The sequence below is a fragment of the Variovorax sp. OV084 genome, from assembly GCF_900111625.1.
Lineage (GTDB): Bacteria > Pseudomonadota > Gammaproteobacteria > Burkholderiales > Burkholderiaceae_C > Variovorax.
The window spans coordinates 567,300-591,719 of record NZ_FOII01000002.1; the positions used below are offsets into that span (position 1 = coordinate 567,300).

Below are 24,420 nucleotides of genomic sequence, written 5' to 3' on the forward strand. Positions count from 1 at the left end.
TCTTCCGCCTCAGGCCTTCTTGGAGTCTTCACCGATCAGGAGCTTGGTGTCCGACAGGTACATGTGCGGCGGCACCGGCAGGTTGTCGGGCGCGGGCTTGTTCTTGAAGACCCGGCCAGCCAGGTCGAAAGTGGAACCGTGGCAGGGGCAGAGGAAGCCGCCTTCCCAGTCGTTCGGCAGCGAAGGCTGCGGACCGGCCTGGAAGCGGTCGGTCGGCGAGCAGCCCAGGTGGGTGCAGATGCCGACCACGACCAGCACGTCGGGCTTGATCGAGCGGTGCTCGTTCTGCGCGTACTTGGGGGTGAATTCGTCGGGATGACGCTTGGAGAGGGGGTCGGCCAGCTGGCCGTCCAGCTTGGGAAGTTCGGCGATCTGCGCGGGGGTGCGCTTGAGGATCCAGACCGGCTTGCCGCGCCATTCGACGGTGATTTTCTCGCCGACCTTGAGGCCCGAGATATCGACCTCGACCGCGGCGCCCGCGGCCTTGGCCTTCTCGGAAGGCTGGAAAGTGCTCACAAAGGGAACGGCGGTTGCCACGCCGCCCACCACGCCGGCGCAGCTGGATGCAATCAACCACGTCCGCTTGCTGGTGTCGATCCGGGGCGAGCCGGAGGTCATGTCACTCATGGGGATCCTCTTGTCTTCTTCGCTGGAGCAGGAGTCAACCCGCGATTGTAGCGGGGCGCTCAAGGGATATTCAATGGCCGCCATGCGCGTGGCCGGCGAACGACGGCAAGGCGCGCCGCATTCGCGGGGCGCCCGCCGGGGGCGACAAGGGCTGTCGCCGCGGGGACTTCAGTTCAGAAGACCGTGCTGCATCGCCTCGTGGACCGCCTGGGTCCGCGACTTGACGGAGAGCTTGCGATAGATGCTCTTCGCATGAAACTCGATGGTGTTGACCGACAGATAGACCGCGTCCGCGATCTGTCGGTTGCTCCAGCCCTGTGCGATGAGGCGCAGCACCTTGAGTTCCCGTGGCGACAGCAGGCCCTGCGGCAGCCTGGCGGCAGAAGCCTGCTCCGACGACGACGACGACGACGGCGCCGGCACCGGGGCCTGGACGCGGATGGGTTCGATCGTGCGCGCCTTCGCGTAAGCGGCAATCGAACCGAGGATGCGCCGCGCGATGCGCGAATCCATCGGCGAGCCGCCGCGCTCGATGGAGCGCAGCAGATAGGCGAGTTCGGCGTCGTCGGCTTCGGTCAGCAGATAGCCGATGGCGCCGGCAGCGATTGCTGCGTTCACGAGTTCCTGGTCGTCGGTTGCCGACATGCCGATGCTCTCGATGCGCGGATAAGCCTGGCGCACATGATGAAGCAGCGCAGCGCCGTCATTGCCCGGCAGCCGCATGTCGACCAGCACGAGGTCATAGGGCAATGCCGCCAGCAGGTTGAGCGCCTCGGCCCGGCCCGACGCGATCACCACGCGGCGATGCGGTGCGAGTTCGGCGAGGATGCGCCGCATGCGGTCGGCGGCGATGGAATCGTCCGCGACGATCAACGCTGCGTGAAAAACGCCGCCATACAACTGCGCGGCCGATGGCACATGCCGCACGGCGGCGGCGTATTGCATGTTCATTTCCATGACCGCTCTCCTGCCGGCACGCAGCGGACTTCGCCCGCGCTGCATGCGTTTTCAATGCCCAAGAAAAAATTGATCACGCGACGTCCTCTGGCTCTGTAGCTACCCGCAGGCAGCGACGAAATGTTGACTTTCGTTTCAGATACCGCAGGAACGATGCCCGCGCGGAGGAACACCGGGGCGCACGGCGCGCCAGCGCGTGTAGTACTTTGATTTCATTGGAGAAATTGCCTCGAACGACCCGAAAAACGAGGGCTTGAGGAGGCCTTGAAAAGGCCGTTTTTTCGCCGTTGTTACGTACGGGTTACTGCGTGTGTTACGTAGCACCGCGCCACACGAAACGCGCTCCGAAACGCGTATCGAAACGTCACCACGCGATTTGCGCGATGTCTGCGAAGCCGCATGGGCGTTGGCTTTGCGAGCACCTCGTTGATTTGCCGATGCTTCGTCAAGCTGCGTGCATACATCCAGAACTACGGATCCCGGTGATGTTCATCGAAGACCTCGATTCCTAGCATCAGTTGCATTGGGTAACGCAATGAAACCCAACCCTGCTTCCACGCGACGAGGGCGCTTGGAAGACCAGAAATGGCAACTGATTCTTCAAGGAAAAAAGTCCAAATGACTACATCCAAGCGCTCCAGCGTTCGCTCGTTCATCGTTCATCGCCCAGGCGTCAGCCGCCTTCTCGCTTCGGTGCTCGTGGGCGCCGGCTATGTGATGACGTTGCCGGTGGCATATGCCCAGGTCCAGGTGGGCGGAAACAACGTCAATGTGGTGGGGGGGCCGAACAACGGGGTCCTGACCTCCGCAGACGGAATATCTACGCCCACGCTGACCGCAACGAGCGTCAGTGCGGGCAGCGTGACTGCCAACAACGGCAGCATCAATACGTTGAGTTCGGGCAGCATCACGGCCGGCACAGTCGCCGCAGGCAGCATCACCGCAACCCGGGTGACCACCACCAGCCTGAGCGCAACATCGGCAACGGCCACCAACCTGACCTCGACCAGCATCAGCACCGGCACGATCACCGCAGGCACCGTGTCCGCAGGCAACGTCAGTGCCGCGACCGTCACGGCCGGCACCGGCACGATCACCAACCTGACATCCACCAGCATCAGCACGGGCACCCTCACCGCAGGCACTGTGTCTGCAGGCAACGTCAGCGCCGCGACCGTCACGGCCGGCACCGGCACGGTCACCAACCTGACCTCCACCAGCATCAGCACGGCCACTCTCACCGCAGGCACCGTGTCTGCCGGCAGCGTCAGCGCCACTAACGTCTCGGCCGCCAACGGCACGATCAACAACCTGGCCACGACCAGCATCTCGGCAGCCAACGGCACGATCAACACGCTGAGCGCGAGCAACGTGACCACGGGCAACCTGTCGTCGGGCAACGGCACTATCCAGTCGCTGACCTCGACCAACATCCTGACGACCGGCCTCACCGCGACCAACGTGCAGGCAACCAATGTCGATGCCACCAGCGTCGTCACGACCAACCTGACGTCGAACACCGGCAGCATCTCGACGCTCACGTCCACCAACGTCAGCACCACCAACGTGACGGCGTCGAACGGCACCATCAACACGCTGAGCTCCGCCAATGTCAGCACCACGAACCTGACAGCCAGCAACGGCACGATCAATACGTTGAGCTCGGCCAACGTCAGCACGACGAACCTGACGGCGTCGAACGGCACGATCAACACACTGAGCGCAACCAACGTCAGCACCACGGACCTGACGGCTGCAAACGGCACCATCAACACGCTGAGCGCGACCAATGTCAGCACCACAGATCTGACGGCCAACAACGGCACCATCAACACGTTGAGCGCAACGAACGTCAGCACGACGGATCTGACCGCCAGCAATGGCACCATCAACACGCTGAGTGCCACTAATGTCAGCACCACGGACCTGACTGCCAACAACGGCACCATCAATACGTTGAGCTCGACCAATGTCAGCACGACGAACCTGACAGCCAGCAACGGCACGATCAACACGCTGAGTGCTACCAACGTCAGCACGACGGATCTGACCGCCAACAACGGCACCATCAACACGTTGAGCGCCACCAACGTCAGCACCACCAACCTGACGGCCAACGCCGGCACGATCAACACGCTGAGTGCTACCAACGTCAGCACGACGGATCTGACTGCCAACAACGGCACCATCAACACGTTGAGCGCCACCAACGTCAGCACCACGAACTTGACGGCCAACGCCGGCACCATCAACACGCTGAGCGCCACCAACGTCAGCACGACGAACCTGTCGGCGAGCCGCGGCACGATCAACACGTTGAGCGCAACCAACGTCAGCACCACCAACCTGTCGGCAGCCAGCGCCACCATCAACGCGCTGACCGCCAACACGGTGAGCGCCACGACGGTGAATGCAAGCACGGTGAACGCCACCACCGGCAACTTCCAGACGGTCACGGCGGCCAACGGCAACATCACGGTGCTGAACACGCAGACCGGTAACATCACCACGATCAACGCCGTGACCGGCAACGTCACGACACTGAACGCGGGCACGGTCAACGTCACCGGCAACGTGACGGCGGGCGGCACCATCACGGCGGGCAACGGCGTGGTCGCCAACGGCCGCGTGCAGAACGTGGCTCCCGGCGTCCTGCCGACGGACGCCGCGAACATGTCGCAGTTGAACCAGGTCCGCAACGAAGTGCAGGACATGCGCAAGACCAGCAGCACCGGTGCAGCCATCGCCCTGGCGGCGGCCTCGGTGCCGGCGCTCGAAGCGGGCAAGAGCTTCGGCATCGGCGTGGGCGTGGGCTCGTACGACGGCCGCTCGGCCCTCGCTGCGGCGGCCAGCTTCCGCATCGGCGAAGGCGCGCAGATCAAGGTGAACATCGGCAGCGGCAGCAGCGGCAAGGTCGGCGGCGGCATCGGCGCCTCCTGGTCCTGGTAATCCGGCCCGGCGTGCCTGCGGCGCCCCTGCGCTGCGGGAACGCCCGCTGATGAAACGGAAGGCCGGCCCCTATACTGGGTTGCCGGCCTTTTTCACTTGCATGAAGGCCGGCATTTCCTGCAGCGGCCGACCTTCTGACCCGTCCATCACACGGCTTCATGAACTCACCTTCTCTCGCCCCCGCACCCTCCACATCGGCAGCAGATGCCGGCAGCCTTCTGGAACAGGGACTGGTGCTGCACCGGGTGGGCCGTTTCGCCGAGGCCATCCAGGTCTACGAAGCCCTGCTGTCGCGCTTTCCGGAGCATGCCGATGCGCTGCACCTGACGGGCGAGGCGCTGTACCGGCAAGGACGACCGAAGCTGGCACTGAACTATGTGAACCGCGCAATCGCGCGGTCGCCGCACCACTTCTACTTCAACACCCGCGCGACGATCTTCATGCACATGGGCCTGCCGGCCGAAGCGCAGCAAGACCTTCGCCGCGCGATCAAGGCGCTGCCGAACTACCCCGAGGCCTACGTGAACCTGTCGGCGGTGTACCGCCAGCAGAAGAAGTTCCGCCAGGCACGCGAAGCCGCAGCCGAAGCCACGCGGCTCGCACCGCAGGCGCCCGCGGCATGGAACAACGCCGGCGCAATCGACATGGAGCAGGACCGCTTCGACGAGGCGATCGTGCAGTTCCGCCAGGCGCTCGCGCTCGATCCTGGCTATGCGGCCGCGCACAAGAACATCGGCAAGATCCGCGCGCATCAAAAAGACTGGGCCGCCGCGCTCGACTCGTACGAGCGGGCTGCGGCCGACCCGCAGGATTGCGAGGCCGCCTTCATGCTCTCCAGGGCGCTGCAGAGCTGCGGCCGCACCGAGGAGGCCATCGCACCCATGCAGCGCGCCATGCGCAACTGGCCGGCCGAGGAGCGCCACAAGGCGCTGTCCGACCCCGAAGGCGTGGCCGCGCTCTACGGCGTGTGCGGCGCGCTCGAAGGCGTGTCGATGCGCTTTGCGGAATCGGCCGAGCTCTACAAGCTGGCGCTGGAAAGCCTGCCCGAGCACGAGCTCCTGCTGAACAACCTGGGCACGGTGAACTTCCGCCTCGGCCATTTCGACACCGCCATCGAAGTGCTCAAGAAGGCGCTCGAAGTGCATCCGCGCCAGGTGCTCGCACGCTGCAATCTGGGCGTGACCTATGTAATGGCCGGCCAGTCGGAGGCGGCCATTGCGGAGTTCGAGCAGTGCCTGCGCGACGACCCCGACTTCATGCCGGCCATGGTGTGGATGCTGGGCGAAAAGGCGCACATCGCCGACTGGAACGGCGTACCCGAGCTGCGCGCCAGGATCGCGGCGCTGCTGGACAACCCGAACAACGACCAGACCGTGTCGTCGTTCATCCTGATGTCGAACTACGACGATGCGCGCCGGCTGATGAACTGGACCGAGCGCTCCGCCACGCTGGCTGACCGGAACACGGGCATCAGGCCTTTCGCCGATGCCGGCGCGCGCCGCACGGCGCCGCGCATCCGCGTGGGCTACTACTCATTCGACTTCCGCAACCACCCGGTCGCGCACCTGACCGCCGAGCTGTACGGCCAGCATGACCGTAAAGATTTCGAAGTCTTCGTCTACTCCTACGGTCCGGACGACGGCCATCCTGCGCGGGCGCGCATCGCCGCGTCGGCCGAGCACTTCGTCGACATGCACGGCCAGTCGATCCAGCAGATGGCCGAGCGCATCCGCGAGGACGAGATCGACATCCTGATCGACCTCTCGGGCGACACGCGCGGCGCCAAGCCGCAGGTCATGGCCTATCACGCGGCGCCAGCGCAGCTCATGTGGCTGGGCTACATGGGCACCAGCGGCACGCCTAACTACGACTACCTGGTGTCCGACAACTTCCTCTCGCCGCCGGGCACGGAAGACTGCTACACCGAGAAGCTGCTGCGCCTGCCCGAGACCTTCCAGGTGATCGACACGAAGCGCCCGGTCAACCCGCAAAAGGCCACGCGCGCCGAGCACGGCCTGCCCGAAGACGCCTTCGTGCTGTGCAACTTCTCGCAGTCGTTCAAGATCCAGCCCGAGACCTTCGAGGCGTGGGTGCGCATCGTGCAGGGCATTCCGAACTCGGTGCTGTGGCTGGCACAGGGCCCGCACGGCTTCGAGCACAACCTGCGCGCGCAATGGGACAAGGCGGGCCTGCCGGCCGAGCGCCTGATCGTGTCGCCGCGCATGCCGGTCGACCAGCATCTGGCGCGCATCGGCCTGGCCGACCTGTTCATCGACACCTTCCCCTACAGCAGCGGCGCCACCGCGAACGACGTGCTGTGGTCGGGCGTGCCGCTGCTGGCGCTCACGGGCACGACGATGGTGTCGCGCATGGCGGGCAGCCTGCTCGGCGCCATCGGGCTGCCGGAGCTGGTGGCCACGAACCATGACGAGTACGTGCAGAAGGCCATCCACTACGCCACGCACCCGGAGGAGCTGGCCGCATTGCGCGCGCGGCTCGTGGCGGCCAAGGATGCGCGCCGCGGCTACTTCGACACGCCGCGCTTCGTGCACCATCTCGAGGACGGCTTCAGGCAAATTGCCGCGCGCAGTCGTGAAGGGTTGCCGGCCGCGCATGTCGATGTTGCGCCACGCTCGCTGGAGAAGTGAGCAATCGCGGGCATACTCGACTTTCCTTCAACAGCAGAGCTCCAGCAGCCTTTTGAATCATGAGCATCCTCAGTGAATTCAAGGAATTTGCCGTCAAGGGCAATGTCATCGACCTTGCGGTCGGCGTGATCATCGGCGCAGCGTTCGGCAAGATCGTCGACTCGCTCGTGGCCGACATCATCATGCCGCTGGTCGGCGTGGTGTTCGGCAAGCTCGACTTCTCCAACCTCTATGTGGTGCTGGGCACGGCGCCCGCCGGCGTGGCAAACACGCTGGCAGACCTGAAGAAGGCCGGCGTTCCGGTGCTGGCGTATGGCAACTTCATCACCATCGCAGTCAACTTCGTGATCCTGGCCTTCATCATCTTCATCATGGTCAAGCAGATCAACCGCCTGAAGCGCAACGAAGAGCCCGCGCCGGCCGCAGCACCCGAGACACCCGAAGACGTGGTGCTGCTGCGCGAAATCCGCGACAGCCTCAAGCGCCCCTGATCAAGCGCCCTTGAGCACCCGGGCCATGCGCAGCGCCTCGACGAGGCTCGACGCATCGGCCAGCCCCGTTCCCGCGATGTCGAACGCGGTGCCGTGATCGGGGCTGGTGCGCACCAGCGGCAAGCCCAGCGTCACGTTCACACCCTTCTCCACGCCCAGGTACTTGACCGGGATCAGGCCCTGGTCGTGGTACATCGCCACCACCACGTCGAACTCGCCACTGGAGGGCACGCCGTGCCTGGCGCGTGCGCGCATGAAGACCGTGTCGGGCGCATAGGGCCCGCTGGCGTCGATGCCTTCGGCGCGCGCAGCCTCGATGGCCGGCGCGATGATCTCGCGCTCTTCCGAACCGAACAGACCGCCCTCGCCCGCATGCGGGTTGAGGCCCGCCACGCCGATGCGCGGCGCGCGGCCCAGCGCATGCGTCAACGCGCGATGCGTGATGCGCAGCGTTTCGAGCACGCCTTCGAAACGCACCGCCTCGATGGCGTTGCGCAGCGACATGTGGATGCTGACGAGCACGGTGCGCAGCTCGTCGTTGGCCAGCATCATGCGCACCGGCACGTCGGCCACGGTGCGGCCCAGATGCGCGGCCGCCTCGGCCTGCAGCAGCTCGGTGTGGCCGGGGTACGGAAAGCCGGCGGCCGACAGCGCTTCCTTGTGCAGCGGTGCGGTCACGATGGCGCCGATCTCGCCGCGCAGCGCGGCCCGCGCGGCCCAGATCACGCATTCGCCCGCCACGCGGCCGGCCTCTGCGCTGATGCGGCCCGTTTCGATGTGCGATGGCGGCGCGATCACCTGCAGCACGGGGATGCAGCCCGGCGGTACGGTCGCGGCTTCGGCGACGGATTCGATCTCGAGCACAGGCCAAGCCAGCTGGCCCGGTCCGGCCAGGGCCTGCGAGGCCTGGCGCATCGTGCCCACGTCGCCGGCGACGAAGGCGCTGCGGGTCGCGTCAGGTGCATCACGAAACGCCTTGACGATGATCTCCGGCCCGATACCCGCGGGATCGCCCAGCGTGATGGCAATGGCCCCGCTCATTGAAATACCTCCGTGCTTCGCACTGCGGTGCGAGCTTGCTTGGGGCGGCCCGGCGCTGCGCTCATGCCGGGTTGTCGATGTCGATGAACTCGTGCTTCAGCCCGAGCTGCGCCGCCACATGCCCGGCCACCGCCGGCGCACCGTAGCGTTCGGTGGCGTGGTGCCCGCAGGCCAGGAAGGCCACGCCCATCTCGCGCGCGTAGTGAGCCTGGGGCTCCGAGATTTCGCCGGTGATGAAGGCGTCGGCGCCGGCCGCGATGGCCGCCTCGAAGTAGCCTTGCGCGCCGCCCGTGCACCAAGCTACGTTTTTGATAGCCCGATGCGCCGTATCGACGAGCGTGACTGGCCTTTTCAGCACGCTTTCGACATGCGTGGCAAGCGCCTTGGCGTTGGCAAAGCTCTCGCCGCTTTCCTGCATGCCGAGAAAGCCCAGCTCCTGCTCGCCGAAGCGCCCGGTCGAACCGGCATGGGCCACGAGCCCCAGCTTCAGGCCGAGCTGCGCGTTGTTGCCGAGTTCGGGATGCGCATCGAGCGGCAGGTGGTAGGCGAACAGGTTGACGTCGTCGCCCAGCAGCAGGCCCAGGCGCTGCTTCATCCAGCCGGTAACGCAGCCGTCCTGGCCGCGCCAGAACAGGCCATGGTGAACGAAGATGGCATCGGCCTCGGCGTGGATCGCGGCCTCGATCAGCGCGCGGCTGGCGGTCACGCCCGAGACGATCTTGCGGACCACGGTGCGCCCTTCGACCTGCAGGCCGTTGGGTCCGTAGTCCTTGAAGCGCCCGGGGGCCAGCAGCAGGTCGAATGCGTGGAGCAGTTCGTGGCGGGTGGTGCTCATCGCGCCATTGTCGCGCCGCCCGCGGGGGCCGCGCCATCCCGCATGGCATGGCCGCGCGCGGCCAGGGGCAGGAACGCCAGCAGGAAGCCCAGCCCGGCCAGCACTGCCACGTAGTGCGCCGGCGCCATCGTGTCGCGCTGCAGCCAGAGCGTGAGGATCACCGGCGTCAGCCCGCCGAAGACCGCGTAAGACATGTTGTAGGCGAACGAAAGCCCGGTGAAGCGCACCGGTGCCGGGAAGGCGCGCACACCTGCGATCGGTACGGTGGCGATGGTGCCCACGAACAAGCCCACCAGCCCGTAGTGCCAGAACAGCGTGGCCGGCGTTCCGGGCAGCCCGCTGTAGAACAGGTAGGCCGTGACGAACAGGCCACCCCAGCCGACAAGCATCACGGTGCGCGTGCCGATGCGGTCGCTGGCCCAGCCGGTGAGCATGCAACCGAGGGTCAGCGTGAGCGTGGCGAGCGCGTTGGCCTCGAGCGCCAGCGCAGCGGGAATGTGGTGCACCTTCTGCAGATACGTGGGCGTGTACAGCACCACGACCACGATGGCGGCAGACAGCACCCAGGTCAGCAGCGCGACGTACACGCAGGCCAGGCGGTGCTCGCGCAGCACGGTGCGCAGCGGCATCTCGCGCGCCACGCTGCGGCGGCCGGCCAGCTCCTTGAAGACCGGCGTCTCGTGCAGGAACCGGCGCAGGTACACCGACACCAGCCCGAACACGCCGCCCAGGATGAAGGGAATGCGCCAGGCGAAGTCGCTCACCTGTTCGGGCGAATAGTGGCGGTTGATGGCCACCGCGATCAGCGAGCCCAGCAGGATGCCGCCGGTGATGCCCGAAGTCAGCATGCCGATGCCGAAGCCGTAGCGCTTCGCCGGTACGTGCTCGCCCACGAACACCCAGGCGCCGGGCATCTCGCCGCCGATGGCCGCGCCCTGCAGCACGCGCATCGCCAGCAGCAGCAGGGGCGCCGCAACGCCGATGCTCGCGTAGGTCGGCAGCAGGCCGATCACCAGCGTGGGCGCAGCCATCAGGAAGATCGACAGCGTGAACATGCGCTTGCGGCCGAAGATGTCGCCGAAATGCGCGATGACGATGCCGCCCACCGGGCGTGCGAGGTAGCCGGCCGCGAAGATGCCGAAGGTCTGCAGCTGCCGCAGCCAGTCGGGCATGTCGACCGGGAAGAACAGCGCGCCCAGCACGGTGGCGAAGAACACGTAGATGACGAAGTCGTAGAACTCCAGCGTGCCGCCGAGAGCGGACAGGCCGAGGGTCTTGTAGTCGCTCGAGTCGAGCGTGCGTGCCGGCGCCGGCTGCGCGCCGTCCGGGAAGGTTGCTTCTGAAGTCATGGCTGGCAGGGAGATCGTGATCGCGCGCCAGCCCGCGGGACCGGGTGACAAAACGGAAAAATGGCGCGCTGGCGAAATGCCTGGCCGCTTCCACCGGGTGGGCAGCGCGGGAGGCCTGAAAAACACGGGCCGGATGGGACCGACCTGCGATGCTAGGTGTTAACCCGGCTTTACGTACGCAGGAAGTCTTAATCTCGACCTCTGCGAGCGGTTTCTGCACCAGGCGGTTGAGGGACAATTGACAACATTGCTGCGTTGCACTGCAGCCTTCCAACGTCTTTTTCACCAATCTTTCATGAAACGCACCTGGCTGCTCTTCGCCCAAGCCGTGACCGTCCTGCTCGCGGCCTACTTCGTCGTCGCGACGCTCAAGCCCGAGTGGATCAACAAGCGCGCAACCTCGTTGGGCGGCGTGGTGTCGATCGTCGAGGCACCGGCCGGCAACCCGGGCGTGACAACGCCCGGCAGCCTGAGCGTGCCGGCCAAGAAGGCCTCCCCGGCGGTGGTGAGCATCAACACCAGCAAGGCCGCGCAGCGCCACCCGCGAAGCAACGACCCGTGGTTCCGCTTCTTCTTCGGCGACCAGGACGACCAGCCCCAGGTGGGCCTGGGCAGCGGCGTGATCGTGAGCCCTGACGGCTACATCCTCACCAACAACCACGTGGTCGAGGGCGCCGACGAGATCGAAGTGACGCTCAACGACAGCCGCCATGCGCGCGGCAAGGTGATCGGCACCGATCCCGACACCGACCTGGCCGTGCTGAAGATCGAGCTCGACAAGCTGCCGGTGATCGTGCTGGGCGATTCAGACGCGCTGCAGGTGGGCGACCAGGTGCTGGCCATCGGCAACCCCTTCGGCGTGGGCCAGACCGTGACCAGCGGCATCGTCTCGGCACTGGGCCGCAACCAGCTCGGCATCAACAACTTCGAGAACTTCATCCAGACCGACGCGGCCATCAACCCCGGCAACTCGGGTGGCGCGCTGATCGACGTCAACGGCAACCTGCAGGGCATCAACACCGCGATCTACTCGCGCTCGGGCGGCAGCATGGGCATCGGCTTCGCCATTCCGGTGTCGATGGCCAAGATCGTGCTCGAGGGGATCGTGAAGGAAGGCCAGGTGCGCCGCGGCTGGATCGGCGTGGAGCCGAGCGACCTGTCGCCCGAACTCGCCGAGACCTTCGGCGTGAAGGCGGACGCGGGCGTGATCATTACCGGCGTGCTGCAGAACGGCCCGGCCGCCAAGGCCGGCATTCGCCCGGGTGACGTGATCACCTCGGTGGGCGAGAAGAAGACCGACAACGTGCAGGCGCTGCTGACCGCCGTGGCCGGCCTGAAGCCCGGCAGCACCTCGCGGTTCGCGCTGCAGCGCGGCAGCGACAAGATGGAGTTGGATGTGACGCCGGGTCTGCGCCCGAAGAGCCCGGTCCGGCAGGTACCGCCGAGTCAGCCCGAATAACGGGCTGTCAGGTCGGTCGATCAGGATTGCGCTGAATCAGCGCTTTCCTCTTCCTCTGGCTTCTTGCCGGAACTGGCGAAGTACCTGGCACCGATGATGCCCACTTCGTACAGCAGGCACATCGGCACCGCCAGCGCCAGCTGCGACACCACGTCGGGCGGCGTGAGCACCGCGGCAACGACGAATGCGACCACGATGAAGTAGCCGCGGAAGGACTTCAGCTTCTCGATGGTCACCATCTCGAAGCGCACCAGCAGCATCACGACGATCGGCACCTGGAAGGCCACGCCGAAGGCGATGTAGAGCGACAGGATCGCCTCGACGTACGAGGAAATATCGGGCGTTGCCTGCACCGCGGACGGTGCGAAGCGCTGGATGAAGCTGAACATCTTGTCCAGCACGAAGAGCTGCACGAACGCGATGCCCGCATAGGCCAGCAGGCTGCCGAAGAAGATCAGCGGCAGCGCGAATTTCTTTTCATGGCTGTAGAGCCCCGGCGCAATGAACATCCACGCCTGGTACATGAGCCAGGGCAGCGCCAGCAGCACGGCCGCCATCATCAAAACCTTGAGCGGCACGAAGAACGGCGAGAACACGCCGATGGCGATCAGCTTCGCGTCGTGCGGCATGTGCGCCTTGATCGGCATCGCGATCAGGTCGATCAGCCCGCCCGGGCCGGGCCAGATGGCCAGCAGGATGCCCGCGACCACGAGGCCGTAGACGCAATAGAGCAGGCGGTCGCGAAGCTCGACCAGGTGCGCCACGAACGGCTGTTCGGTGCCCGCCAGCTCGTCTTCTTTGTCTTTGTTCTTGTTGTCGGAATCGGCCATTGGAAAAGAAGATAGCGTGACGTCGGCCGGCGTGCGGCGCGCGCAGAACGCGGTGTTGTGGATGCGCTAGTTGATCTTGTTGATCGTGTGCGGGCGGAAGCGCGCAACGCGCGCCGCGCCCGACAGCGCCTTGGTGCGCACGCCGTTGCGCGCCTTGTACCACTGTGGCGTGGCGCCCTGTTTCAGGCGCCAGTTCTTGCGGGGATGCTTGTATTCGGGCGGCGACGGCTCGGGTTCGGCCAGCGCCGAGAGGGTTTCGCCCGAACCGCTGAACTGCTTCTCGAATTCGCTCGCGCCCGTGTGGATGCTGTGCTCGACGTCGCGCGCCGCATCCTCGACGGTGGTCTTCATCTTGCGGAGCTCGTCGAGCTCCATCGAGCGGTTGACTTCGGCCTTGACGTCGTTCACGTAGCGCTGCGCCTTGCCAAGCAGGGTGCCGACGGTGCGAGCCACGCGCGGCAGCTTTTCCGGGCCGATGACGATCAGCGCCACGACGCCGATCAGCGCCAGCTTCTCAATGCCGAGGTCGAGCACGTGCGGTCCGCGCTCAGGACTTCTGACGCGCTTCGACGTCGATCGTCGGCTTGTCGCTGTTGGCCGGCTGGCCGGTCACTTGCTGGGCGGGGGCCGACGAAGCGGCGGCATCGGACGAGCTGCCGTCCTTCATGCCGTCCTTGAAGCCCTTGACGGCGCCGCCAAGATCCGAACCCATGTTCCGCAGCTTCTTGGTGCCGAAGATCATGACCACTACGAGCAGCACGATCAGCCAGTGCCAGATGGAAAAAGAACCCATGGAGAACTCCTAAGAATGTGTCCGATTTTAGTCGGGCGGAATGTGACAGTTTGGCTTAATGCCGCTCAGCCGCGAAGCCACGGCCGGGGACCACCCATGACATGGACATGGAGATGGTGAACCTCCTGCCCACCCTCGGTGCCGGTATTGACCACGACCCGGTAGCCGCCGTCCGGATAGGGCCTGCAGCCCTGCTCCAGCGCCAGCTTGGGCGCCAGGATCATGATCTTGCCCATCAGCGCCTCGTCGTCGGGCGTCAGCTGGGCCATCGAGGCGATGTGCTTCTTGGGCACCAGCATGAAATGCACCGGCGCCCAGGGCGCGATGTCGTGGAAGCCGAACAGGTCTTCGTCTTCGTAGACCTTGCGCGAGGGAATCTTGCCCTCGATGATTTTGCAGAAGATGCAGTTGGGATCGTGTGACATGGAGGTTGTTCGTTAGACAGCCATGGGCTTGCGTTCGCTCCAGTTCAGCCAGCCCTTGACCAGCCGGTAGATCATCCACACGGCAGTGACGAAGAGAATGGGGAAGCCGATCAGGATCCAGATGGTGATGAACCCCAGGATGGACCAGACCAGGCCCCACCAGAAGGTACGGATCTGCCAGGTGAAGTGGCTTTGATAGAGCGTGCCCTCCGTATCCTCGCGCTTGAGGTAGTTGAGCACGATGCCCACGATCCCCGTGAGGCCGCCCGTGAACCACGAAAGCGCATAGAGGATGTACACCGCCAGCGTGATCTGGCGCAGGCTTTCCAGCTGCTCGGGCGTCTTGCCGGAGATGTCGTCGATCGCGGTGATTTCGTTCATTCGGAGGCCTGGCCTTTCTGCTGCTCTTCGATGCCGCGTTGCTGCACCTTGCGCAGCGCTTTTTCCTCGATGCCGCTGGTGCCCTCCCGGCGCTCGAGTTCCGCGGTGACGTCTGACGGGGAAAAACCGTAGTGCGCCAGCGCCACCATGGTGTGGAACCACAGGTCGGCCACTTCGTTCACTATTTTCGAACGGTCGCCGCCGTGGTCGGCGTCCTTGGCGGCCATCACGACCTCGGTGGCTTCCTCGCCGATTTTCTTGAGGAAGGCGTCGGGGCCCTTGTGCAGCAAGCGCGCGACGTAGCTTTTCTCGGGATCGCCGCCGCGCGCGGGCAGGCGGCTTTCGATGACCGCGGCCAGGCGTGCGAGGGCGTCGGAGGTGCTGTTGCTGTTCACTGTGGCCGTCATTTGTAGATCGACTCCGGGTCTTTCAAGACGGGTTCGACCACCGTCCACTGGCCCTTTTCGTACTTGCTGAAGAAGCAGCTGTGGCGCCCGGTATGGCAGGCGATGCCGGGCTCGTGGCCGAGTTGGGTGACCTTGAGCAGCACCACGTCGTTGTCGCAGTCGAGGCGGATCTCGTGCACGGTCTGCACGTGGCCCGACTCCTCGCCCTTGAACCAGAGCTTGTTGCGCGAGCGGCTGAAATACACCGCGCGGCCCAGCTCGGCGGTCTTTTCGAGCGCCTCGCGGTTCATCCAGGCGAACATCAGCACGTCGTTGCTGCCCTGTTCCTGCGCGATGACCGGCACCAGGCCGTTCGCGTCCCACTTCACTTCATCGAGCCAATTCATGGAAGTATTGTCGGGGATAGGAAAAGACCCTTTGGACACGCTTCAAGCGTCGATCCGCACGGGAATGCCGCGCGCAGCCATGCGGGCCTTGGCCTCGCCCACCGTGTGCTCGCCGTAGTGAAAGATGCTGGCCGCCAGCACGGCGTCGGCGCCGCCGGTCTGGATGCCGTCGGCCAGGTCGTCGAGGCTGCCCACGCCGCCCGAGGCGATCACCGGCACGCTGACGGCGTTGCTCACCGCGCGAGTCAATTCCAGGTCGAAGCCGCTCTTGGTGCCGTCCCGGTCCATGCTGGTCAGCAGGATCTCGCCGGCGCCGCGGCGCGCCATCTCGGTCGCCCATTCGACGGCGTCGAGGCCGGTGTTCTTGCGCCCGCCGTGGCTGTATACGTCCCAGCCCGCGCCGCGGGTGGCGGCTTCTTCGGGACTGCGGCGCTTGGCGTCGATGGCGACCACGATGCATTGCGAGCCGTACTTCTGCGCGGCGTCGCTGATCACCTGCGGATCGGCGATGGCGGCCGAATTGAAGCTGGTCTTGTCGGCTCCGGCGTTGAGCAGCCGGCGCACATCGGCCACCGTGCGCACGCCGCCGCCCACGGTCAGCGGAATGAAGATCTGCGAAGCCACAGCCTCGATGATCGGCAGGATCAGGTCGCGGCCATCGCTGGTGGCGGTGATGTCGAGAAAGGTCAGTTCGTCGGCGCCCTGGGCGTTGTAGCGCGCGGCGATCTCGACCGGATCGCCGGCATCGCGCAGTTCGAGGAAGTTGACGCCCTTGACGACGCGGCCGCCGGTGACGTCGAGGCAGGGAATGATGCGTTTGGCAAGCATGGGATGTTGAACAACCGGTAGGGAATCAGAGAACGCGGAGCTGTTGCCAGCCTTGCCATTGGGCGCCAGGCATCAGCAGCACGGGCTCGTCGATGCGGGCGGCCTCCACGCAAAGCATGTGGCGAAAGCCATCGGCAGGCATGTCGGCGAGTTTCGCACCGAGCACCGCTCCGGGGTTCCAGACCACGGTTTCGCTGCAGCTCGCGCTTTGGGAGATTTCGAGCTTGCCGCCCGGCTGGACCAGCCGCAGCGGCTGGGCGGGCGCGGCATAGACGCTGTCGAACTCTGCATCGAAATGCAACGCCGCCGCGGTTTCCACCCAGCGGTCATCGCGCAGCGAATCCCAGCGGTTGGCGCCCTGCAGGCCCTCCAGCCGCACGTTGGCGATGTCGTCGACGCGCAGGTAGGTGTGCAGCGCGGCGGCAAAGGTCCAGGGGGCGCGGTCGATGTTGACCAGCGTGAGCGTCGTGCGCAGCTGGCCGCCGGACAAAGCGGCTTCAAGCCGCGCCTCAAAAGCGTGCGGCCAGAGCTTTCGGGTGGCTTCGGAGTCGCGAAGCGTCAGCCTCAGCGTTTCGGGCGCATCCGAAACCTCGTGCACCCAAGGCAAATTGCGCATGAATCCATGCTTGGGCAACATGCCGCGCTGGTTGAATTGGGGGCAGCAAATGGGCACGCCGCCGCGGATGGCCGTATGCCCGTCGAACACCGCCGAAGGGCTCAGGTAGAGCCTTTCCACCCCGTCAGCCGCGGTCCACGAGAGCACTTGCGCCCCATGCAAGGCCACCGTGAGGGTGCTCCCATCGATGCCGTTGGCACGCAGAGCGGGCTGGCCGCGAAACTCGATCGGGGTGATTTCCATGGCGAGAATTGTAGGCAGCACCCGCACCGTGGCACGGAATTGGCATCAAGGGCCATTGCGTGCCCGGGGCCTTCTTGGATACCCTGTGATCGCTTGCATCGAGGGACAACGTGCAAGTCGGTCCCGTGCACTCGGAAAAACTACTCTCACACGACAAGGGGATACGCATGAAGAAGCTGCCGATGGCCGCCTGGATCCTGATCGCGATGGTGCTCGGCATCATCCTGGGCTACATGATCTTCTCCAGCTTTCCGGACAAGAAAGCCGCGAAAGAAATCGCAGACTACGTCTCCATCATCTCGGATGTGTTCCTGCGCCTGATCAAGATGCTGATCGGCCCGCTGGTGTTCTCCACGCTGGTGGTGGGCATCGCGCACATGGGCGACGCCAAGTCGGTCGGCCGCGTGTTCGGCAAGGCCATCGGCTGGTTCCTCACCGCCTCGCTGATCTCGCTGGTCATCGGCCTGGTCATGGCCAACCTGCTCAAGCCCGGCGAAAACCTCGGCCTGCCGCTGCCCGACATCGGCGCCTCGGCCAACCTGGCCACCTCGAAATTCACGTTGAAAGACTTCGTGAGCCACACGGTGCCGAAGTCCTTCGTCGAGGCCATGGCCAACAACGAGATCCTGCAGATCGTGGTGTTCTCGATGTTCTTCGGCGTGGCGCTCGCCTCGCTGGGCGACAAGGCCAAGACGCTGGTCGCCGCCATCGAGGAGCTGTCGCACGCCATGCTCAAGATCACCGGCTACGTCATGAAGCTCGCGCCGCTCGCGGTGCTGGCCGCCATGGCCGCCACGGTGGCCGTCAACGGCCTGGGCATCCTGCTGAAGTTCGCGGTGTTCATGGGCGACTTCTACCTGGGCCTGTTCGTGCTGTGGAGCGTGCTGGTGCTGGCGGGCTTCCTGTTCCTCGGCCCGCGCGTGTTCAAGCTGCTGGTGCTCATCAAGGAAGCCTTCCTGCTGTCGTTTGCCACTGCCAGTTCGGAAGCGGCCTACCCGAAGATCCTGCAGGCGCTCGACCGTTTCGGCGTGAAGCGCAAGATCTCCAGCTTCGTGATGCCGATGGGCTACTCGTTCAACCTCGACGGCTCGATGATGTACTGCACCTTCGCCGTGCTCTTCATCGCGCAGGCCTACAACATCCACATGCCGATCAGTACGCAGATCACCATGCTGCTGATCCTGATGCTCACCTCCAAGGGCATGGCCGGCGTGCCGCGCGCCTCGCTGGTGGTGATCGCAGCCACGCTGAACCACTTCGACATTCCCGAGGCCGGCCTGCTGCTGATCCTGGGCGTGGACACCTTCCTCGACATGGGCCGCTCCGCCACCAACGCAGTGGGCAACTCCATCGCCACCGCGGTGGTTGCCAAGTGGGAGGGCGAGCTGATGTCCGAGAGCGATGCCGAGGTCAACGCCAAGGCGCTCGACGAGGAAGCCAGCGCCACCCTCGCCCACCCCGCCCACGCGTGAGGCGCGCCATGAAGCCCAAGGCCACGCTGTCGGTTTTCCTCGCCGGACTGCTGGCGGCCGCCGTGTTCGTGCTGGCGGCACCGGCACAGGCGCAGGAACAGGCAGCGCCCACCGCGCTGACCGGCACCCTCGCCAAGGCCCGCGAAACCGGCGCCATCACCATCGGCTACCGCGAGTCGTCGGTGCCGTTCTCGTACCTCAATGCGCGCAAGGAGCCGATCGGCTATTCGATCGAGCTTTGCCGCGCGCTGGTAACGGCCATCGAGGACGCGGTGAACAGGAGCCTCACGATCAAGTGGGTGCCCGTCACGTCGGACTCTCGCATCGACGCGGTCGCGAGCGGCAAGGTCGACCTGGAATGCGGCTCGACCACCAACAACCTCGAACGCCAGAAGCGCGTGAGTTTCTCGCCCACGATGTTCGTCTCGGGCACCAAGGTGCTGGTGAAGAAGGGCTCGCCGATCAAGTCGTTCCGCGACCTCGCGGGCAGGAAGGTGGCAGTGACGGCCGGCACCACCAACGAGAAGACGCTGCGCGACCTGTCGGAGAAGTTCAAGCTGAACATCAACCTGCAGGTGACGCGCGACCATGCGGAGTCGTTCGGGCTGGTGAAGAGCGGCCAGGCCGATGCCTTCGCGACCGACGATGTCCTGCTCTACGGCCTGATCGCGCAGGACGCCGCCAAGGCCGACTACGAGGTGGTCGGCGACTTCCTCTCCTACGACCCCTACGGGATCATGTACCGCAAGGGCGACCCGCAGCTCAACAAGGTGGTCGTCGACACCTTCCAGGTGCTGGCAGAGGACGGCGAGATCGAGCGGCAGTACAAGCGCTGGTTCCTGCGCAAGCTGCCGTCGGGGGAAAGCATCAACCTGCCGATGAGCGCGCAGCTGGAAACGATCATCCAGACGATGTCGGTGAAGGCCGAATAAGCCCTCATTCAACTGCTACCGCGCTGGCCACTCCCAGCGCGGTATTTCGCTCATGTCAAGGTTGGCGATGCGCGTCTCGCCGAACTGCTTTTCGAGCACTACCGGCTGCAGGCCTTCGCTGTCGTCCAGCGCGGCAATCAGCCGGGCGGCGTGCGACACCACGATCACCTGCGACTGCCACGCGGCCTGCGCAATCAACCGCCCCAGGGCCGGCAGCAGATCGGGGTGCAGGCTGGTCTCCGGCTCGTTGAGCACCAGCAGCGCGGGCGGGCGGGGCGTGAGCAGCGCCGCGATCCACAACAGGTAGCGCAGGGTGCCGTCGGACAGTTCAGCGGCTGTAAGGGGCCTCAGCAGGCCGTGCTGGCGCATCAGCGTCTCGAAGCGGTCGCCTGTCACCTGAACCTCGATGCTTGCGCCGGGGAAGGCATCGTCCACCGCGCGGTCGAGTGCTTCGCCGTCCCCGATCTCTCGGACGGTCTGCAATGCCGCGGCCAGGTCGGCGCCGTCGTTGGCCAGCACCGGCGTGTAGGTGCCCAGTTGCGGCTGGCGCGCGGGCGCATCGGCGTCCGAGCGGAAGTGGTCGTAAAAGCGCCAGGAGCGCATCTGCTCGCGCAGCGTGAGCATCTCGGGTGCATCGCGCGGGTCGGCGTGCTCCGTCATCATGCTGGCGAAGGCAGGAATGGGACGGCCGACAGCCTGCCAGCTCTTGCCCTCACGCAGGCGCAGCGCGGCGCCCTTGCGGTCGACTAGGTGCGTCGAGGGGCGCAGCAGCGGGCCGCTCCAGATGGCCTCGTGCTTGATCTGCGGGTCGCTCGAAAAGGCCGTCGATGAACTCGGTGGCGGCAGGCCGATGTCGATGGCGTAGCCGAAATCTTCAGCCTCGACGCCAGCGAACCCCAGCTTCAGCGCGACCGGCTCGCTGCGCGATGTGCCCTGCACCGGCACCTCGCCCCGCAACATGGCCGCCGAGAAACGCTCGGGCCCGGCCCACAAGGTCGATGAAAGCCCGCCCTCGCGCACCAGCGAGCGGATCACGCCGCCATTGGCGATGTCCGCCAGCAGCCGCATCGCCCGGTACACGCTCGATTTGCCGCTGCCGTTGGCCCCGGTCACGACCGTGAGCCGGCCCAGCGGCACGGTCAGCTGCCGCAGCGAGCGGTAATTGGCGATGGCGAGCGCGGAGAGCACGCGCTGCGCGGTAAAGGCGTCAGGCGCCGGCCAGTTCGTCCGCGCGAGCCTGCGCGGCGGCGAAGTCGAGGTCGCCCGAATAGATGGCGCGGCCGCAGATCACGCCCTCGACGCCGTCGGATTCGACTGCGCAGAGCTTGTCGATGTCGGCCATGTTCGACAGGCCGCCCGAGGCGATCACCGGAATGGTCAGCGCCTGCGCGAGCTTGACGGTGGCCTCGATGTTGATGCCCGAGAGCATGCCGTCGCGGCCGATGTCGGTGTAGATGATCGATTCGACGCCGTAGTCCTCGAACTTCTTGCCCAGGTCGGCCACCTCGTGGCCCGTGAGCTTGCTCCAGCCGTCGGTGGCGACCTTGCCGTCCTTGGCGTCCAGGCCCACGATGATGTGGCCGCCGAAGGCGCTGCAGGCGTCCTTCAGGAAGCCGGGGTTCTTGACCGCGGCAGTGCCGATGATCACGTAGCGCAGGCCGTCGTCGATGTAGCGCTCGATGGTGTCGAGGTCGCGGATGCCGCCGCCGAGCTGCACCGGAATGTCGTCGCCCACCTCTTTCAGGATCGCCTTGATGGCCGCGTGGTTCTGCGGCTTGCCGGCGAAAGCGCCATTCAGATCGACCAGGTGCAGCCGGCGCGCGCCGGCCTCGACCCACTTGCGGGCCATGGCAGCGGGGTCCTCGCTGAAGATGGTGGATTGGTCCATGTCGCCCTGCTTGAGGCGAACGCAGTGGCCGTCTTTGAGATCAATGGCGGGAATGAGGAGCATGGAAGTGACGCGAGTATGCGGAAGCCGGGCTGTGAGAGGTTCGGCCCGGTCGGAAAAATAGGTTCAGGGATTCCAGTGGAGGAAGTTGCGATACAGCTGCAGCCCGTGGTCCGCACTCTTCTCCGGGTGGAACTGGGTTGCAAAAATGTTATCGCGTGCGATGGCTGCGGTAAAGCTTGCGCCGTATTCCGCCTCGCCCACACTGTGTTTGGGGTCGGTCGGGCGGGCGTAGAAGCTGTGCACGAAGTAGAAGTAGCTCTGGTCTGGCACCCCCGCCCACACGGCATGCGGCTGGGCCTGGCGCACCTGGTTCCAGCCCATCTGCGGCACCTTGAAGCGGCTACCGTCGGGTTGCAGGCGACCAACGAGGTCGAACTTGACGACCTCGCCTGGAATGAGGCCCAGGCCATCGGTCGGGCCCTCGTCGCTGCGCGACAGCATCATCTGCATGCCCACGCACACGCCGAACAGCGGCTTGCTCGCCGCGGCCTCGAGCACCGACTCCTGCAGGCCGGAGTCGCGCAGCTCGCGCATGCAGTCGGGCATGGCGCCCTGCCCCGGCAGCACCACGCGGGTCGCCTTGCGGACCACGTCGGGGTCGGAGGTGACGAACACCTCCACGCCGACCTGGTCGGCCGCATGGCGCACGGCCTGCGACACAGAGTGCAGGTTGCCCATGCCGTAGTCGACCACGGCAACGGTATTTGCTACAGATTTCATAGCTGATGGGCGAACGCGTTCAGAGCGAGCCCTTCGTCGAGGGAATGACGCCGACGGAACGCGGGTCGAGTTCGAGCGCGCCGCGCATGGCGCGCGCGAAGGCCTTGAACACCGTCTCGCACTGGTGGTGCGCATTGACGCCCTTGAGGTTGTCGATGTGCAGCGTGACGAAGGCGTGGTTCACAAAGCCCTGGAAGAACTCGTAGGTGAGCTGGCTGTCGAAGGTGCCGATCATGCCGCTGGTGAACGGCACGTGCATCACGAGGCCGGGACGGCCCGAGAAGTCGATGACCACGCGGCTCAGAGCCTCGTCGAGCGGCACGTAGGCGTGGCCGTAGCGGCGGATGCCCTTCTTGTCGCCGATGGCCTTGGCCACGGCCTGGCCCAGCGTGATGCCGACGTCTTCCACCGTGTGATGACCGTCGATGTGCAGGTCGCCCTGGCAGTCGATGTCGAGGTCGATCAGCCCATGGCGGGCGATCTGGTCGAGCATGTGGTCGAAGAAGCCGATACCGGTAGCAAGTTTGGCCTTGCCGGTGCCGTCGAGGTTGACGCTGACGGTGATCTTCGTCTCGGCGGTGTTGCGGGTGACCGTCGCTGTGCGATCGGCGCTGCCCGGGTTGGTGGGGGTGGTCATAGTGAGGCTTCGAGTGCCGCGAGCATCCGCGCATTCTCGTCGGCCGTTCCGACGGTGAGGCGCAGGCAGTTTGCGAGCAGTTCGTGCATTTTAGAAACGTTCTTGATCAGAACCCAGTGTGCCTTCATGCCCTCGAAGGTCTTGGCGGCATCGGGCACGCGCAGAAGAATCATGTTGGCGTCGCTGGGCCAGGTCTTCACGCCGGGCAGGCGGCCGAGGCCCATCATCAGGCGTTCGCGCTCCTCGCGGATCTGCCGGGCCTGCGCCTCGAACACCTCGGCGTGCTCCAGCGCGAACAGCGCGCACTCGCAGTTGAGCACGCTGATGTTGTAGGGCGGGCGCACCTTGTCGATCTCGGCGACCAGCGCGGCCGGCCCCATGAGGTAGCCCAGGCGGATGCCGGCCAGGCCGAACTTGCTGAGCGTGCGCATCAGCAGCACGTGGCCGTGCTTCGCGAGCCGGTCGATGTAGCTGCGGGCGGCAAAGGGCTGGTAGGCCTCGTCGATCACCACCAGGCCGCCCTGCGCGCCCTGGGCTTCGACGATCTTCTCGACGACGGCGTCGTCCCAGAGGTTGGCGGTCGGGTTGTTCGGGTACGCGAGGTAGACGATGGCGGGCTTCTCGCTCGCAATGGCGGCCAGCATGGCGGCTTCGTCGAGTTCGAAGTCGGCCGTGAGCGGCACGCCGACGAACTTCAGGCCCTGCAGCTTCGCGCTCATGGCGTACATGACGAAGCCGGGCACGGGCGCCAGCACGGTGGCGCCGGGCAGGTCGCAGGCAATGGCCAGCAGCGAGATCAGCTCGTCCGAGCCGTTGCCCAGCATCAGCCTGAAGCCCTCGGGCATCTGCGCGTGCGCGGCCAGCGCGCGCTGAAGGTCGGCGCCGCGCTTGCCCGGGTAGCGGTTGAGCGCCAGCGCGCCGAGGCGTGCGCCGAGTTCGGCCTGCAGCGCGGGCGGCAGGCCGAAGGGGTTTTCCATGGCGTCGAGCTTGACGAAGCCGCGCGCGTCCTGCACCGCGTAGGCATGCATGGACCGCACGTCGTTGCGGATGCGGTCGAGCGGCGGGCGGATGGATTCAGGAGCAGCGGTCATCGGGTGCAGCGGTAGCTGTTTCGGAGGGCGCCGGCCATGACCAGTTGCACTGGCATGTCGGCTTCGTAACTGTCGGCGTTGCGGGTCAGCTCGGTCTGGTAGAGCGAGCGCGCCATGGAGGGTTCGAGACGGCGGCCCTCGACGCAGAACACAGGCTTCTGCCCGTTGCGCTGCGACGATTCGACGCCTTCGCGCAGGCCTTCGAGCACGCCGACCAGGTAGTAGCTGGCGTAGGCCTTGCCGTCTTTCTCGCTGGCTTCGAGCGTGCGCAGTTCGCGGATGCTCATGGCCTGCGCGCCGGTGGCGGCCGCCAGCGCGAGCAGCAGGAAGGCGGCGGCACGCTTCATCGGCA

General features: G+C 65.7%; 26 protein-coding genes. 6 read left to right on the forward strand and 20 right to left on the reverse strand.

What is annotated here, in order from left to right:
* Positions 1-9: 9 nt before the first annotated feature.
* Together petA and BMW87_RS08980 are read right to left on the reverse strand one after the other, a co-directional pair.
* Complete coding sequence (gene petA, locus BMW87_RS08975) at positions 10-627, reverse strand: ubiquinol-cytochrome c reductase iron-sulfur subunit (RefSeq protein ID WP_093048676.1); 618 nt, start codon at positions 625-627, stop codon at positions 10-12.
* 168 nt (positions 628-795) lie between these two features.
* Entirely contained in the window at positions 796-1,584 is a 789-nt protein-coding gene (locus BMW87_RS08980; RefSeq protein ID WP_093075848.1) for a response regulator transcription factor, read from the reverse strand.
* A 618-nt stretch (positions 1,585-2,202) separates the two neighbouring features.
* Here BMW87_RS08980 and BMW87_RS08985 point away from each other — a divergent pair.
* From BMW87_RS08985 to mscL, 3 genes are all read left to right on the forward strand, one after another.
* Positions 2,203-4,533 carry a YadA-like family protein gene (locus tag BMW87_RS08985; protein WP_256216703.1) on the forward strand — a complete coding sequence of 777 codons (2,331 nt, stop codon included), beginning with the start codon at positions 2,203-2,205 and terminating at the stop codon, positions 4,531-4,533.
* Between the two features lie 158 nt (positions 4,534-4,691).
* Complete coding sequence (locus BMW87_RS08990; protein ID WP_093075850.1) at positions 4,692-7,181, forward strand: tetratricopeptide repeat protein; 2,490 nt, start codon at positions 4,692-4,694, stop codon at positions 7,179-7,181.
* Positions 7,182-7,240: 59 nt separating this feature from the next.
* Positions 7,241-7,672: a large conductance mechanosensitive channel protein MscL gene (gene mscL / locus BMW87_RS08995; RefSeq protein WP_093048667.1), complete on the forward strand. Its 432-nt coding sequence runs from the start codon at positions 7,241-7,243 to the stop codon at positions 7,670-7,672.
* On the opposite strand, the gene pdxA is transcribed toward mscL, so the two are convergent.
* From pdxA to BMW87_RS09010, 3 genes are all read right to left on the reverse strand, one after another.
* Positions 7,673-8,713 carry a 4-hydroxythreonine-4-phosphate dehydrogenase PdxA gene (pdxA, locus tag BMW87_RS09000; protein ID WP_093075851.1) on the reverse strand — a complete coding sequence of 347 codons (1,041 nt, stop codon included), beginning with the start codon at positions 8,711-8,713 and terminating at the stop codon, positions 7,673-7,675. It lies immediately after the preceding gene.
* Positions 8,714-8,774: 61 nt separating this feature from the next.
* A complete protein-coding gene (locus BMW87_RS09005; protein WP_093075853.1) occupies positions 8,775-9,548 on the reverse strand; it encodes a Nif3-like dinuclear metal center hexameric protein in 774 nt (257 codons plus the stop codon).
* Entirely contained in the window at positions 9,545-10,897 is a 1,353-nt protein-coding gene (locus BMW87_RS09010) for an MFS transporter (protein WP_093075854.1), read from the reverse strand. Before BMW87_RS09010 ends, BMW87_RS09005 begins: the two co-directional genes overlap by 4 nt.
* Before the next feature lie 295 nt (positions 10,898-11,192).
* On the opposite strand from BMW87_RS09010, the gene BMW87_RS09015 reads away from it, so the two are divergent.
* The gene (locus tag BMW87_RS09015) at positions 11,193-12,356 is read left to right on the forward strand and encodes a trypsin-like peptidase domain-containing protein (RefSeq protein ID WP_093048655.1); all 1,164 of its coding nucleotides are present in this window, start codon (positions 11,193-11,195) and stop codon (positions 12,354-12,356) included.
* Positions 12,357-12,376: 20 nt separating this feature from the next.
* Here the strand turns inward: BMW87_RS09015 and tatC are convergent, their stop codons facing one another.
* The 9 genes from tatC to BMW87_RS09060 form a co-directional block, all read right to left on the reverse strand.
* Positions 12,377-13,186 (reverse strand): twin-arginine translocase subunit TatC, encoded by an 810-nt coding sequence (tatC, locus tag BMW87_RS09020; protein ID WP_093075856.1) that lies wholly within the window; start codon positions 13,184-13,186, stop codon positions 12,377-12,379.
* Between the two features lie 66 nt (positions 13,187-13,252).
* Entirely contained in the window at positions 13,253-13,720 is a 468-nt protein-coding gene (gene tatB / locus BMW87_RS09025; protein ID WP_007835284.1) for a Sec-independent protein translocase protein TatB, read from the reverse strand.
* Between the two features lie 13 nt (positions 13,721-13,733).
* On the reverse strand, positions 13,734-13,979 hold the full coding sequence (tatA, locus tag BMW87_RS09030) for a Sec-independent protein translocase subunit TatA (protein ID WP_093048649.1): 246 nt from the start codon (positions 13,977-13,979) through the stop codon (positions 13,734-13,736).
* Between the two features lie 65 nt (positions 13,980-14,044).
* Positions 14,045-14,404 (reverse strand): histidine triad nucleotide-binding protein, encoded by a 360-nt coding sequence (locus tag BMW87_RS09035; protein WP_093048646.1) that lies wholly within the window; start codon positions 14,402-14,404, stop codon positions 14,045-14,047.
* A gap of 12 nt (positions 14,405-14,416) precedes the next feature.
* Positions 14,417-14,785, reverse strand: a complete 369-nt coding sequence (locus BMW87_RS09040; protein ID WP_176928690.1) for a DUF4870 family protein — start codon at positions 14,783-14,785, stop codon at positions 14,417-14,419.
* Positions 14,782-15,192 carry a phosphoribosyl-ATP diphosphatase gene (locus tag BMW87_RS09045; RefSeq protein WP_093075857.1) on the reverse strand — a complete coding sequence of 137 codons (411 nt, stop codon included), beginning with the start codon at positions 15,190-15,192 and terminating at the stop codon, positions 14,782-14,784. Before BMW87_RS09045 ends, BMW87_RS09040 begins: the two co-directional genes overlap by 4 nt.
* Positions 15,189-15,578: a phosphoribosyl-AMP cyclohydrolase gene (gene hisI, locus BMW87_RS09050; RefSeq protein WP_013539725.1), complete on the reverse strand. Its 390-nt coding sequence runs from the start codon at positions 15,576-15,578 to the stop codon at positions 15,189-15,191. The genes BMW87_RS09045 and hisI overlap by 4 nt, the downstream gene beginning before the upstream one ends.
* Before the next feature lie 42 nt (positions 15,579-15,620).
* Positions 15,621-16,406, reverse strand: a complete 786-nt coding sequence (gene hisF / locus BMW87_RS09055; RefSeq protein WP_093048640.1) for an imidazole glycerol phosphate synthase subunit HisF — start codon at positions 16,404-16,406, stop codon at positions 15,621-15,623.
* 25 nt (positions 16,407-16,431) lie between these two features.
* Complete coding sequence (locus BMW87_RS09060) at positions 16,432-17,265, reverse strand: D-hexose-6-phosphate mutarotase (protein ID WP_093075859.1); 834 nt, start codon at positions 17,263-17,265, stop codon at positions 16,432-16,434.
* 167 nt (positions 17,266-17,432) lie between these two features.
* Here BMW87_RS09060 and BMW87_RS09065 point away from each other — a divergent pair, with 167 nt between their 5' ends.
* Positions 17,433-18,737, forward strand: a complete 1,305-nt coding sequence (locus BMW87_RS09065; protein WP_093075860.1) for a dicarboxylate/amino acid:cation symporter — start codon at positions 17,433-17,435, stop codon at positions 18,735-18,737.
* Positions 18,738-18,745: 8 nt separating this feature from the next.
* Positions 18,746-19,669 carry an amino acid ABC transporter substrate-binding protein gene (locus tag BMW87_RS09070; RefSeq protein WP_093048631.1) on the forward strand — a complete coding sequence of 308 codons (924 nt, stop codon included), beginning with the start codon at positions 18,746-18,748 and terminating at the stop codon, positions 19,667-19,669.
* A 15-nt stretch (positions 19,670-19,684) separates the two neighbouring features.
* Here the strand turns inward: BMW87_RS09070 and BMW87_RS09075 are convergent, their stop codons facing one another.
* The 6 genes from BMW87_RS09075 to BMW87_RS09100 form a co-directional block, all read right to left on the reverse strand.
* Positions 19,685-20,857, reverse strand: a complete 1,173-nt coding sequence (locus tag BMW87_RS09075) for an AAA family ATPase (RefSeq protein WP_093075862.1) — start codon at positions 20,855-20,857, stop codon at positions 19,685-19,687.
* Positions 20,858-20,876: 19 nt separating this feature from the next.
* Positions 20,877-21,620 carry a 1-(5-phosphoribosyl)-5-[(5-phosphoribosylamino)methylideneamino]imidazole-4-carboxamide isomerase gene (hisA, locus tag BMW87_RS09080; RefSeq protein ID WP_093048625.1) on the reverse strand — a complete coding sequence of 248 codons (744 nt, stop codon included), beginning with the start codon at positions 21,618-21,620 and terminating at the stop codon, positions 20,877-20,879.
* Positions 21,621-21,683: 63 nt separating this feature from the next.
* A complete protein-coding gene (gene hisH, locus BMW87_RS09085) occupies positions 21,684-22,340 on the reverse strand; it encodes an imidazole glycerol phosphate synthase subunit HisH (RefSeq protein ID WP_093075863.1) in 657 nt (218 codons plus the stop codon).
* Positions 22,341-22,359: 19 nt separating this feature from the next.
* Positions 22,360-22,977: an imidazoleglycerol-phosphate dehydratase HisB gene (hisB, locus tag BMW87_RS09090; RefSeq protein ID WP_093048619.1), complete on the reverse strand. Its 618-nt coding sequence runs from the start codon at positions 22,975-22,977 to the stop codon at positions 22,360-22,362.
* Positions 22,974-24,068: a histidinol-phosphate transaminase gene (gene hisC / locus BMW87_RS09095; protein ID WP_093075865.1), complete on the reverse strand. Its 1,095-nt coding sequence runs from the start codon at positions 24,066-24,068 to the stop codon at positions 22,974-22,976. Before hisC ends, hisB begins: the two co-directional genes overlap by 4 nt.
* Positions 24,065-24,415, reverse strand: coding sequence for a hypothetical protein (locus BMW87_RS09100; protein ID WP_256216704.1), 351 nt, complete (start codon positions 24,413-24,415; stop codon positions 24,065-24,067). The genes hisC and BMW87_RS09100 overlap by 4 nt, the downstream gene beginning before the upstream one ends.
* Between the last annotated feature and the right edge of the window lie 5 nt (positions 24,416-24,420).

What these genes read in the sequence shown, in the direction of transcription:
- petA (WP_093048676.1), bottom strand. Translation starts at nt 627, where the DNA reads ATGAGTGACATGACCTCCGGCTCGCCCCGGATCGACACCAGCAAGCGG.
- BMW87_RS08980 (WP_093075848.1), bottom strand. Translation starts at nt 1,584, where the DNA reads ATGGAAATGAACATGCAATACGCCGCCGCCGTGCGGCATGTGCCATCG.
- BMW87_RS08985 (WP_256216703.1), top strand. Translation starts at nt 2,203, where the DNA reads ATGACTACATCCAAGCGCTCCAGCGTTCGCTCGTTCATCGTTCATCGC.
- BMW87_RS08990 (WP_093075850.1), top strand. Translation starts at nt 4,692, where the DNA reads ATGAACTCACCTTCTCTCGCCCCCGCACCCTCCACATCGGCAGCAGAT.
- mscL (WP_093048667.1), top strand. Translation starts at nt 7,241, where the DNA reads ATGAGCATCCTCAGTGAATTCAAGGAATTTGCCGTCAAGGGCAATGTC.
- pdxA (WP_093075851.1), bottom strand. Translation starts at nt 8,713, where the DNA reads ATGAGCGGGGCCATTGCCATCACGCTGGGCGATCCCGCGGGTATCGGG.
- BMW87_RS09005 (WP_093075853.1), bottom strand. Translation starts at nt 9,548, where the DNA reads ATGAGCACCACCCGCCACGAACTGCTCCACGCATTCGACCTGCTGCTG.
- BMW87_RS09010 (WP_093075854.1), bottom strand. Translation starts at nt 10,897, where the DNA reads ATGACTTCAGAAGCAACCTTCCCGGACGGCGCGCAGCCGGCGCCGGCA.
- BMW87_RS09015 (WP_093048655.1), top strand. Translation starts at nt 11,193, where the DNA reads ATGAAACGCACCTGGCTGCTCTTCGCCCAAGCCGTGACCGTCCTGCTC.
- tatC (WP_093075856.1), bottom strand. Translation starts at nt 13,186, where the DNA reads ATGGCCGATTCCGACAACAAGAACAAAGACAAAGAAGACGAGCTGGCG.
- tatA (WP_093048649.1), bottom strand. Translation starts at nt 13,979, where the DNA reads ATGGGTTCTTTTTCCATCTGGCACTGGCTGATCGTGCTGCTCGTAGTG.
- BMW87_RS09035 (WP_093048646.1), bottom strand. Translation starts at nt 14,404, where the DNA reads ATGTCACACGATCCCAACTGCATCTTCTGCAAAATCATCGAGGGCAAG.
- BMW87_RS09040 (WP_176928690.1), bottom strand. Translation starts at nt 14,785, where the DNA reads ATGAACGAAATCACCGCGATCGACGACATCTCCGGCAAGACGCCCGAG.
- BMW87_RS09045 (WP_093075857.1), bottom strand. Translation starts at nt 15,192, where the DNA reads ATGACGGCCACAGTGAACAGCAACAGCACCTCCGACGCCCTCGCACGC.
- hisI (WP_013539725.1), bottom strand. Translation starts at nt 15,578, where the DNA reads ATGAATTGGCTCGATGAAGTGAAGTGGGACGCGAACGGCCTGGTGCCG.
- hisF (WP_093048640.1), bottom strand. Translation starts at nt 16,406, where the DNA reads ATGCTTGCCAAACGCATCATTCCCTGCCTCGACGTCACCGGCGGCCGC.
- BMW87_RS09060 (WP_093075859.1), bottom strand. Translation starts at nt 17,265, where the DNA reads ATGGAAATCACCCCGATCGAGTTTCGCGGCCAGCCCGCTCTGCGTGCC.
- BMW87_RS09065 (WP_093075860.1), top strand. Translation starts at nt 17,433, where the DNA reads ATGAAGAAGCTGCCGATGGCCGCCTGGATCCTGATCGCGATGGTGCTC.
- BMW87_RS09070 (WP_093048631.1), top strand. Translation starts at nt 18,746, where the DNA reads ATGAAGCCCAAGGCCACGCTGTCGGTTTTCCTCGCCGGACTGCTGGCG.
- hisA (WP_093048625.1), bottom strand. Translation starts at nt 21,620, where the DNA reads ATGCTCCTCATTCCCGCCATTGATCTCAAAGACGGCCACTGCGTTCGC.
- hisH (WP_093075863.1), bottom strand. Translation starts at nt 22,340, where the DNA reads ATGAAATCTGTAGCAAATACCGTTGCCGTGGTCGACTACGGCATGGGC.
- hisB (WP_093048619.1), bottom strand. Translation starts at nt 22,977, where the DNA reads ATGACCACCCCCACCAACCCGGGCAGCGCCGATCGCACAGCGACGGTC.
- hisC (WP_093075865.1), bottom strand. Translation starts at nt 24,068, where the DNA reads ATGACCGCTGCTCCTGAATCCATCCGCCCGCCGCTCGACCGCATCCGC.
- BMW87_RS09100 (WP_256216704.1), bottom strand. Translation starts at nt 24,415, where the DNA reads ATGAAGCGTGCCGCCGCCTTCCTGCTGCTCGCGCTGGCGGCCGCCACC.